Consider the following 7351-nt stretch of genomic DNA (forward strand, 5'->3'; position numbering starts at 1 on the left):
TGGAATGACAAGGTGTTCATTCCCCTGCACGGCGGGGGTCTGTGGGAGATGGACACAGACACCTGGTCTATCCGAGACATATCCTTCAGTGGCTCCATGCCAGACCAGAGCCAATACCACGGCCGGGTTGTGGCAGGACACGGCGAACCTGGACGGCTCTACGTCCTGGTGACGGAGACGGCCAACACCCAATACCACCTGCTGATGACGGAGAACCCAGACCAGACCGGGCTTGGGGACTACAACTGGTCTCACATCACCACCATCTCCTACACCACGGGGACGGACCAGAACCATGCTGCGTTGCTCCTGGAGGCCATAACCAACGGGTCCGACGAGCATCATAGGGTCTGGGTAGGAATAGAGAGCACGGGCAGCAACCTGCTGCCCCGGTTCATTCCCCACGACGGCCACGATGACGATGCGGAGTATTCGTCCACCGATGGCGAAGCCTACACCGTGAGCTTTGACGGGGGATTCCCCAATATCCTGAAGAGAGCGGAGAAGATAGTCTGTAACACCGACAACCTAGGTTCGGGTGCGACCAACAACCGCATCCACGTCCGGTACAGGCTGAACGGCACTGGGGACTGGCTCTACGTCAACTCAGGCACGACAACCAACACGAACAACAACAGCACCCTGATCTCGGACAACCAGGAGATAGCCTTCAGTGCGGGTGTGACCTTCTACAAGATAGAGCTGAGGTTCACCTTTGACCGCAAGACGACGGGTGATAACACCACGCCGGAGCTTCACGACTTCACCCTGACGTGCCAGCTAAGGGCGGACAGTATCAAACTGCTGCCCCTGAGCCTGTACGTGGCAAATGGGATCATGCTTAACAATGGGATGGTGGAGAACAGGGCTAAGACGAAGCGTGACCAGCTCCGGACATGGAACAGCCAGGGAGGTGAAATTGTCCTGACTGATACAGAGGGTGGGACTCGCAATTGTCTGTTCCTGCCGGGTCGAATGAGAGAGACCGAACTATCGAATGGCTACCACGCTTTTCCAGAGTATCGCGTGGACGTTCTGCTCGGAGAGGTAGGCTAGATGACTACCCTTGCCAACCTGAATAGCCGCCTACGTCGCCTGGAGCTTGTGCTGAAGGAGGCTAATCGCCCCGTCTCTCTCTACGTCGGGGGCCTGCTGCTCCGCAACCGCTTGCAGGGGCGCAAGGGCGCGGACATAGCCTCAGCCGACGTACTCATACTGGGCAGCGACGGGAACTACTTCGACGTTACGGGGACAACCACCATCAACCACATAGACACCGGCGGATGGCAGGCGGGTTCCATTGTGGTGCTCCAATTTGACGCGAGCGTGACAGTGACGCATAATGCAGCTAGCCCCACGGGGAGCGAGGCGTCCATCCTGCTGGCGGCGGCGGGAGACTTCTCGGCGACGGCAAACGACGTACTCTGCCTGGTGTATGACGGGGTGACGTTCAGAGAGATCGCAAGGACTGTAATCTAGAGGAGGTCTAACATGAAGCACGGAGCACACAGGTCAGCTAAGGCCATGCCCAAGAGTATGCCGCCTACGAAGATACCTGTGAAGAAGATGGCGGCCAGGAAAGGAAAGTAGATGCCGCTAACAGCTAAGGGTAAGAAGGTCAAGGCGGCTATGCAGAAGACCTACGGCAAGGAAAAGGCCGAGCAGGTGTTCCACGCCTCAAAGAACGCAGGGAAGATAAAGGGCGTGGAGAAGAGGCGTAAGTCCTAATGGAGCGACCCCATGCAAGTCCGCCTTCGCAACGCCCTGTCCTGGCTCATGGGCAGGGACTATCGATGCGTCCGGTGCGGTCTCAAGAAGCGGCGGGGACACCGCCACTGGTGCAGAAAGGTTGTGAGTAAATGAAGCACATGTGGGATAGCCTCATAGCCATTGTTGACGACCTTTTGGAACCCAGGTTTATCCTTGGCCTCATTGCCATGCTGGGGTTCTTCTGGATAGCGAAGCAGGTCATTGACGGCCTGACCGACCCGCCCGCCTCTGAGCTATTCACAGTTCTCAACCTGGCCCTCACCCCCGTTGCGGCGGCGGTGGGTTACTTCTTTGGCGCACAGCGACGTAATGGGCCACCGAATGGGGGTACTGACTAATGGATGAGATAAGCCGCACCCTGGGCAGCTTGGAAGCCAAAGTGGAGGGGCTTCGGAAAGACGTGGAGAGCATCCGCGAGTGGCAGGAGCGTCACGAAGGCAACCATCACGGCCTCCGCGGGTGGGGGCCTGGCCACATCGTCTCTCGCAATAACGCCAAGTTCGCTGGGGTCGTCACGGTCGCTGTGGCGATAGCAGAGGGCTTGCGGTACTGGTTGGGAGCCTAGCCTCGTCCCTTGCCGCTTCCTGGCTTACTGCGGGGCATTCAAGGCATACATCTCTGCCGTCCTGCGCTCAACTAGCCCTTTCTGGGCCACGCTGCCCAGGTATACGCACTACAGTCGCACCTGAGATCGTCAGGGGGCAGGTTATACTGTCCAAGGGTTGTGATGGTAGACCCTGCCCATGTAAAGACGTGTTGACCCACCCGACATCCCGTCGTCCTCGCAATGGGCTTCCCCTGCATCTTCGTGTCATTCATTTTGGCTTGCCCCTTTCCTTCTGCCTTGCGACGTTCCTTTCCAGACAGCCTCGGCACATGGCCCTGCCCTCCACAGCCCTTTCGTGACACCCGTGGCCGACGCAGATGCCCCGTTCCTTCCTCCGATAGTAGTTGCGACGCCGACTGGCTCGATTGCTCCTCTGTCTGGCCTTCACACGATCCTCTGGACAATACTTGAATCCAGGCCCAGAGAGCAGAACGTAACAGCCTGTCCAGTCGCACCGCTTGGGGGCGAGCTTCCTTCCCGAATGTTTCAGGCAGGAGCTGATGCCTGGCAGGTGCGGCTCTTTACACCCGCCGTAGATGCACAGGCCCTGCGCGGCCTTCCTCGCCCGGTAGCGGCGTTGCGTGTCACGGGCGGCGGTCATGGCAGTCTCTCTAGGTGCTTGCGCAGATACTGTGTTCCAGCCATGACCATGCAGCCTATGGCATACACCAGTTCTTCGGGAACCTCGGAACGCAGGTCTGGCCGAGACCCTGAGTATGATTCCTTGGCCTTCGCCCGGATAAAGGGCGCAAGCACAATATCGCCCCATAGATACCGCTCCGCTCTTTGCAATATAGCGGGCCCCAGCCAGCGTTGAGCCTCACGCACGTTCTCCAGGATGAAGAAGTCTGGCTGTGCCTCATCACGGATTCGGTAGCACGCCTGTACAAGCTCCAGAGAAGGCTCCACCGCTCTGCTCCGCGTCCAAGGCATCCGCCATCGAGAGAACTCGGTGCAGGGCGGGCTTGCCCATATGAACACTGGTCGCCTTGGCAGCATCCTGCCGTCAACGCACCGAATGTCGGACAGAATGAAGTGCGCCTCTTTGGGATAGTCGGGATGATGAACTATATCCACGCCCGTAACGTCGAACCCTGCACGGAGTAACGCCCTGGTCACTGCACCACGTCCGCAGCACAGGTCAACGGCTTTTGGCAGCGTGTAGGCGGTCATCTGGCCTCCCTCTGAGCCTGCTCCACCCTCATGCGCGCTCCTTCGGCTCTAGGGCTGCTTCGATGCGGCCAAACAGTCCGATCCAGCCATCATTCCCCGTTTCGCTGGCGATCCATGCATCGAGAGCTTCTATCCTGTTTTCTTCGGCAGCAAGCATCGCAACGGGGCTGAGTTCGGAGAGGGCATCGTGGGCTTCTCTAAGCATCTCCCTTAGTTTCTCCTCTTTGTTCGGATAGAACCCAGGCTGGTTGGCCCACAGGTGTCTCGCCAACCGCGCCTGTTCTTCTTCGCTGTCCATATTGGGACGATTGTCGCGGTCATGAAAATCAACCCAGGCTTGAATGTGCCTTTGGAACCAGTCCAGGTCTATGGTGCTCATACGTTCACCTCATCCCACCAGTCCTCGTGCATCAAGGCTTCCCATGATTCCCATCGCCGTATCTGGGGCAGGGTGTGGAAAACATTCTCGGCTGGCCCCACTATGATAATAGGCTTACCCCAGGCCAAGGCCATGCCGAACTCAACATGGCGACCCCCACGACTATTGCCGCTCGCCCTGGGGGGTTCCGAGAACGCTATCAGTAGGTCGGCGGCTTGCAAGTCCGCTACGTCGTCCTCAGCAAAGAGCCGAGCTACATCGGGCATTGATTCCGTGGCGGCCTCCACCTCAAGGGCACCGTCATGGACTTGATGCTCACCGAGAAGCCATCGGGCAGGGACGGTATGGCCGATTGCTTCCAAGTCCGCTTTGTAGGCGAGAAGCTCCTCCCTTCGGCTGTATCGAGCGGCCAGATAGATGTTCATCGTATTGCCCTCCGTTCGATACCCTTGGCTACAAGATACACCTCCAAACTATCCGCCCCTACGGTCTCGAACAGCTCGTTGCGTAGCCAGTCCACGGCCCAATAGAGAGCCTTCGCCGTGGCAGCGTCGGCTACACGATGATGGAAGCTCAATTCATCCTCTTCGTCGGCCCCGGGCTGGTCAAATACCGCCTGTATCTCCTCGTCGGTGAGCTTGGGGTCGGATGTAAAGTCGTTCATGGCTTTCCCTCCCACAGAATCTCGGCCGTCGGTCCACCGTGCAGCCGCCAGACTCCGCCGTCATAGCTGGGAACCAGCCCCTGTTTCCAGAGGTCAACGGCAGGTTGATAGGGATAATTATGCTCCCACCCCTTCACTACGGGGGCAAAAATATACCCGATATAGGCCCTCACGCTGTCCCACACGCTGCCCCCCACGCTGGCCCACACGCTGGCCCACACGCTGGCCCTCACGCTGGCCCCCACGCTGGCCCCCACGCCGTCCCTCACGCTGGCCCCCACGCCGTCCCACACGCTGGCCCACTGTTGGAGAGTAGCTACGATGTCAGGAGTAATCTCAGGCGGCGAGAGCGTAAATGGATTCACTGGGTTGGCCGCCTCAGCATAACGCCATTTGAAGAAGGCAGCGGGGTCGAGTTCCTTAATCACGTCCATCGCTCGGAACCCTGCCTTGGTATCATCCTGCACGACAGGCGTTCCCTGGACTCGATAGAGCGAGCAGGGGATGGAGCCTCCCTGGAAACAGTCCTCCGCTCTCCTGCTGGCGTGCAGGACGCCGGGGGCACAGAGTTCAGGGCGTTTTTCCCCTACGAGTGGGGCCGCCACGGTGCCCCCTAGAGCCTCTCTATAGTTTATCGTCTTGCCTGTGAAAAAATCCCACCCGTCTGGACGAGCAATCTTGTAGTACAGACCTTCATCTTTTTTCATTTCAAGTCCTCCAATATCTTCTTTGCGTCTCTTGGCCTGAAGAGTCTCCCATAAGGGCCAAGAGCATCCAGCCATTGGGCCTGTTCCTTCGTGACGCTGCCATGCTCGGTTTTGGCCTCAATCATTAGAATCTGTCCGGCACGCACCAGGGTGATGTCTGGATAGCCCCTGTCTCCCTTCATCGGAGTCCTCCAGCGCCCATCCTGCATCCTGGCCGGGCGGAAGTGGGCTACCATCCAGCCCTGCCCCCTGGCCTCTGCGATGATGGCGTCCTCGAAGTCCGCCTCCAAAATGCGGCGCAGGTCCGCACGGGGAAGCTGGGCTATCATGGCGAGGTTGAGCTTCATAGCAACACTCCTTGATTAGTGGGATGACGCAGGGCCGAAGTAACATTCTCAGCACTGCGTACCTCCCCATCATCAAAACACAAGAAACAATCGTCGCCCTTGGGGTACGGTGCGGACAAATCTAGCAAACAAGTGTTAAGTACATGCTTCTCTAATGGATAGATGTACAAGAATTGCCGACCCCTTGCCTTACGCAGCCCTAGAGTATCAGTAAACGCCTTAGCCCTGGTTCCATACTTGGTAATCAGTTGGCGTGGATGCACAACCTCGGCCTCTTGCGTTTCGGTACAACCGTCGTCACTCGTCGGAGCCGATGTTTGCGGCACTGGCTGATCGGTTGCCTGCGCCTCTGGCGTAGGGCGCAGGAACCGGGCGAGCAAGGATTCAAAGCGGCGTTTGGTCAGGGGGGGTTGCTTCATCGCAGATGCTCCAACAGTTGCCGCCCGATGTATTCCGTGTAGACGGGCGGAATAGCCTTCACCAATTCGTCGTTGATCATCCAGTTGATACCCATCGCCGCGCACCGGATCGGGAACTCACCGGCATAGTTGACGGAGCCATAGACGCCGACGACCGGCGAGAGCTTTCCTTCCAAGCGGCCGTGCTTGTTCAGCGACCGGAATCGCTTTCGTTGCCAATGGTGGGCGCAGGGTGGGACAAGCCCCGGCTGCCAGCCGCCGGACTCAAACAGGCGATGGCGTTGGATGTCCAGCCCGAACGACGAGCCGCACAGTTGGATATAGTTGACAAGGGGTGCGTCGGCGACGTTCTCCATGACCCACGGCGCGTCGATCGACGAGAGACGTTCACGGATCGGCACTATCAGGGCCGGGTGTTCGGAACGGATGCCATTCACCCCGGTGATTCGGCTGTAGTGCTCACATGGCGGACTCGCGTGGATCGCATCGAAGCCTCCCAATGGATACGTCATGGCGTCGGCCTGAACGAACCGAGAGCCGATGTAGCGAGGCTGGGGACGGTTATCCACGCCGAGGACGCAGAATCCGGCGAGTTGGTAACCACGGGTAGCACCTCCGGCCCCACAGAAAAGGTCGCAGAGGGATGGCTTTCCGCAGTCCGTTCCACAAGCGGGACACTTCATATCTCTATGTTACCATCGGCGTACATGACGTGGCGGGATAATTACCCATCAAAGCTTCGTTCTGATAAACTCCTAGAGCCTCAAGGCAATGGGGTGGGCATGTTCTAGCGTAATGATGTTCACCGACAAACCGCTTTGCAACGTGCATGTTAACTGCGTAGACCATTTTATCTCCTTTTGGGCCCGGGCAGGACGGGGTTAGGCATTGGCTATCTCCAGGAGCACGTCGGCATGACAGGGTTGACAATCGGGGCACTGCTCATCCAGTGGCTTACCATCTGCATGTTTCTCACACAGAGGACACCAGCAGGCCAGGTCTTTGCCCCGAAGCTCGGTGCCTGCTTGGACGTAAACCTCTCTGCCAGCAGGGGTATATCGAAGCCACCGATGATATTCATCAACTACTGCCTGCTGTTTTGCCCGCTGAGTTAGTCCGGGAGGCATGAGGGGGTCAGTGGTGACGAAGGGGTTTCCCCACTTAGATGGCCTGCTCACCACCATGCAGTTCTCTGGCATTCGCCAGCCGTGCACCCTCCTACGCTGTATTCGCTTTGGCATGGGCCTTCCTCCTACCCCACTGTACATCAACTGCTCCCGTCGGC

12 protein-coding genes are annotated in these 7351 nt (G+C 58.4%); 5 read left to right on the plus strand and 7 right to left on the minus strand.

What is annotated here, in order from left to right:
- The 5 genes from Q8Q08_00920 to Q8Q08_00940 all read left to right on the plus strand — a co-directional run.
- On the plus strand, positions 1 to 1056 hold a 1056-nt coding region (locus Q8Q08_00920), incomplete at its 5' end, for a hypothetical protein (protein MDP2652573.1).
- Positions 1057 to 1479, plus strand: a complete 423-nt coding sequence (locus tag Q8Q08_00925) for a hypothetical protein (GenBank protein ID MDP2652574.1) — start codon at positions 1057 to 1059, stop codon at positions 1477 to 1479.
- A gap of 111 nt (positions 1480 to 1590) precedes the next feature.
- Complete coding sequence (locus Q8Q08_00930; protein ID MDP2652575.1) at positions 1591 to 1728, plus strand: hypothetical protein; 138 nt, start codon at positions 1591 to 1593, stop codon at positions 1726 to 1728.
- Between the two features lie 131 nt (positions 1729 to 1859).
- Positions 1860 to 2108, plus strand: a complete 249-nt coding sequence (locus Q8Q08_00935; GenBank protein MDP2652576.1) for a hypothetical protein — start codon at positions 1860 to 1862, stop codon at positions 2106 to 2108.
- Complete coding sequence (locus tag Q8Q08_00940) at positions 2108 to 2335, plus strand: hypothetical protein (protein MDP2652577.1); 228 nt, start codon at positions 2108 to 2110, stop codon at positions 2333 to 2335. The genes Q8Q08_00935 and Q8Q08_00940 overlap by 1 nt, the downstream gene beginning before the upstream one ends.
- Before the next feature lie 1243 nt (positions 2336 to 3578).
- Here Q8Q08_00940 and Q8Q08_00945 read toward each other — a convergent pair.
- From Q8Q08_00945 to Q8Q08_00975, 7 genes are all read right to left on the minus strand, one after another.
- The gene (locus Q8Q08_00945; GenBank protein ID MDP2652578.1) at positions 3579 to 3929 is read right to left on the minus strand and encodes a hypothetical protein; all 351 of its coding nucleotides are present in this window, start codon (positions 3927 to 3929) and stop codon (positions 3579 to 3581) included.
- Entirely contained in the window at positions 3926 to 4354 is a 429-nt protein-coding gene (locus Q8Q08_00950) for a nucleoside 2-deoxyribosyltransferase (GenBank protein ID MDP2652579.1), read from the minus strand. Before Q8Q08_00950 ends, Q8Q08_00945 begins: the two co-directional genes overlap by 4 nt.
- Positions 4351 to 4593, minus strand: coding sequence for a hypothetical protein (locus Q8Q08_00955; GenBank protein ID MDP2652580.1), 243 nt, complete (start codon positions 4591 to 4593; stop codon positions 4351 to 4353). The genes Q8Q08_00950 and Q8Q08_00955 overlap by 4 nt, the downstream gene beginning before the upstream one ends.
- Positions 4590 to 5300: a hypothetical protein gene (locus tag Q8Q08_00960; GenBank protein MDP2652581.1), complete on the minus strand. Its 711-nt coding sequence runs from the start codon at positions 5298 to 5300 to the stop codon at positions 4590 to 4592. Before Q8Q08_00960 ends, Q8Q08_00955 begins: the two co-directional genes overlap by 4 nt.
- Positions 5297 to 5647, minus strand: a complete 351-nt coding sequence (locus Q8Q08_00965; GenBank protein MDP2652582.1) for a hypothetical protein — start codon at positions 5645 to 5647, stop codon at positions 5297 to 5299. The genes Q8Q08_00960 and Q8Q08_00965 overlap by 4 nt, the downstream gene beginning before the upstream one ends.
- A gap of 415 nt (positions 5648 to 6062) precedes the next feature.
- On the minus strand, positions 6063 to 6578 hold the full coding sequence (locus Q8Q08_00970; GenBank protein ID MDP2652583.1) for a DNA cytosine methyltransferase: 516 nt from the start codon (positions 6576 to 6578) through the stop codon (positions 6063 to 6065).
- A gap of 369 nt (positions 6579 to 6947) precedes the next feature.
- A complete protein-coding gene (locus Q8Q08_00975) occupies positions 6948 to 7307 on the minus strand; it encodes a DUF4326 domain-containing protein (protein ID MDP2652584.1) in 360 nt (119 codons plus the stop codon).
- Positions 7308 to 7351 lie beyond the last annotated feature (44 nt).

The sequence above is a fragment of the Candidatus Omnitrophota bacterium genome (assembly GCA_030688425.1).
Lineage (GTDB): Bacteria > Omnitrophota > Gorgyraeia > Zapsychrales > JANLHA01 > JAUYIB01.

What these genes read in the sequence shown, in the direction of transcription:
- Q8Q08_00975 (MDP2652584.1), bottom strand. Translation starts at nt 7,307, where the DNA reads ATGCCAAAGCGAATACAGCGTAGGAGGGTGCACGGCTGGCGAATGCCA.
- Q8Q08_00935 (MDP2652576.1), top strand. Translation starts at nt 1,860, where the DNA reads ATGAAGCACATGTGGGATAGCCTCATAGCCATTGTTGACGACCTTTTG.
- Q8Q08_00940 (MDP2652577.1), top strand. Translation starts at nt 2,108, where the DNA reads ATGGATGAGATAAGCCGCACCCTGGGCAGCTTGGAAGCCAAAGTGGAG.
- Q8Q08_00970 (MDP2652583.1), bottom strand. Translation starts at nt 6,578, where the DNA reads ATGACGTATCCATTGGGAGGCTTCGATGCGATCCACGCGAGTCCGCCA.
- Q8Q08_00960 (MDP2652581.1), bottom strand. Translation starts at nt 5,300, where the DNA reads ATGAAAAAAGATGAAGGTCTGTACTACAAGATTGCTCGTCCAGACGGG.
- Q8Q08_00925 (MDP2652574.1), top strand. Translation starts at nt 1,057, where the DNA reads ATGACTACCCTTGCCAACCTGAATAGCCGCCTACGTCGCCTGGAGCTT.
- Q8Q08_00950 (MDP2652579.1), bottom strand. Translation starts at nt 4,354, where the DNA reads ATGAACATCTATCTGGCCGCTCGATACAGCCGAAGGGAGGAGCTTCTC.
- Q8Q08_00930 (MDP2652575.1), top strand. Translation starts at nt 1,591, where the DNA reads ATGCCGCTAACAGCTAAGGGTAAGAAGGTCAAGGCGGCTATGCAGAAG.
- Q8Q08_00965 (MDP2652582.1), bottom strand. Translation starts at nt 5,647, where the DNA reads ATGAAGCTCAACCTCGCCATGATAGCCCAGCTTCCCCGTGCGGACCTG.
- Q8Q08_00945 (MDP2652578.1), bottom strand. Translation starts at nt 3,929, where the DNA reads ATGAGCACCATAGACCTGGACTGGTTCCAAAGGCACATTCAAGCCTGG.
- Q8Q08_00955 (MDP2652580.1), bottom strand. Translation starts at nt 4,593, where the DNA reads ATGAACGACTTTACATCCGACCCCAAGCTCACCGACGAGGAGATACAG.